Below are 1,709 nucleotides of genomic sequence, written 5' to 3' on the forward strand. Positions count from 1 at the left end.
TCCTTGAACGCACGATCCGCAGGCACCTCATCGACCGAACCATGCCCCAGAACACCCGCGACCTCACCCCGCACCACGTCCAGCACCGCGGCGAAGCGCTCGTTCTCGGCGAGTCCGGCCACCCGCTCGCGCAGCGCGGACGCGCCGACGGCGGCACCGTGCGCGGCCGCCCGGCGGGCCGGGACGCGGACGAGGCCGCGCAGCAGGTCGGGAAGCATCCCGCCGCGTGCCTGGAGGCGGAGGGCGGGCATGTCCAGCGGCAGCGGAACGAGCAGGGGCTCGGTCGTGCGCTGCGCGGCGTCGAAGAGGGCGAGCCCGGTCTCAGGAGACAGCACGGTGATGCCGCCGCGGTTGATCCGGCCGCGATCGGTCTCCCCCAGGTCCCCGCCCATGCCGCCGTCCCACAGACCCCACGCCAGCGACGTCGCCACCAGACCCCGCGACCTGCGGTGCGCCGCGAGCGCATCCAGGAAGACGTTGGCGGCGGCGTAGTTCGCCTGACCGGCGCCGCCGAAGGCACCCGCCGCGGAGGAGAACAAGACGAACGCCGACAAGTCCATGCCCTGCGTGAGTTCATGGAGGTTCCACGCCGCGTCCACCTTCGGACGCAGCACCGCCGACAAGCGCTCCGCGGTCAGCGACCCGACCACACCGTCGTCCAGGACGCCGGCGGTGTGCACCACCGCCGACAGCACCGGAATCGTGTCCAGCACCGCGGCCAGCGCGTCCCGGTCGGCGACATCGCACGCCGCCCACGACACCGACGCACCCAGCCCAACCAGCTCCGCCGTCAACTCGACAGCACCCGGGGCATCCCCGCCCCGCCGGCTCACCAGCAGCAGATCCCGCACCCCGTACTCGGTGACGAGATGCCGCACGAACAACCCGCCCAGCTCACCACTGGCACCCGTCACCAGCACCGTGCCCTGCGGGTCCAGCGCACGGACCGTGTCGTCGCCCGCCACAGCGGCGGACAGCCGCGGCACGCGGAGGGCGCCTCCGCGTACGGCCAGCTGGGACTCGGCGGTCGCCAACGCCACCGCGACGGTGTCCGCGTCGATCTCGCCGTCGACGTCGATCAGACCGAACCGGCCCGGGTTCTCCGACTGCGCCGACCGCACCAGACCCCACACCGGGGCGTGCGCGAGATCCGCCACGTCCTCACCCGGCACCGCAGCCACCGCACCCCGCGTCAGGAACACGAGACGCGACTCGGCGAACCGCTCGTCGCCCAGCCACTCCTGCACGAGGTCCAGCGCCCGGTGTGCCGCGGCGTGCGCGGAATCCGCGACGTCGCTCACCGGCTCGCCCGCCGCGCACGGTACGACCAGCGTCGCCGGGACGGTCCCGCCCTCCGCCGCCACGCCGCGCAGCGCCGCCAGATCCGCGAACGCCTGGGACCCGGCGCCCAGCAGCATCCAGTCGTCGGCCACGGGGCCGCCGGCGTCGGCGGTCCGCAGCTCGGGCCAGTCCACGCGGAGCAGGGCGTCGCGGGTGGTGTCCTGGGCCGTGCTCAGCTGGTCGCGGCTCACGCCGAGCAGGGCGAGGCCAGCCACGGACGCCACCGGCGCACCGGTGGCGTCGGCGATCTGCAGGGCGACCTCGTCGCCGTGGACGGGGGTGAACCTCACGCGTACCTCGGACGCGCCGACGGCGTGCAGAGTCACGCCCTGCCAGGAGAACGGCAGCTTGGCCTCACCGTCCGCGCT

General features: G+C 74.3%; 1 protein-coding gene. It reads right to left on the minus strand.

Going from position 1 to position 1,709, the window contains the following annotated elements:
* A partial coding sequence (locus ACP4IX_RS36100; RefSeq protein WP_426558868.1) for a type I polyketide synthase occupies window positions 1–1,709 on the minus strand: 1,709 nt, incomplete at both ends.

The sequence above is a fragment of the Streptomyces sp. WG5 genome (assembly GCF_049974565.1).
Taxonomy (GTDB): Bacteria; Actinomycetota; Actinomycetes; order Streptomycetales; family Streptomycetaceae; genus Streptomyces.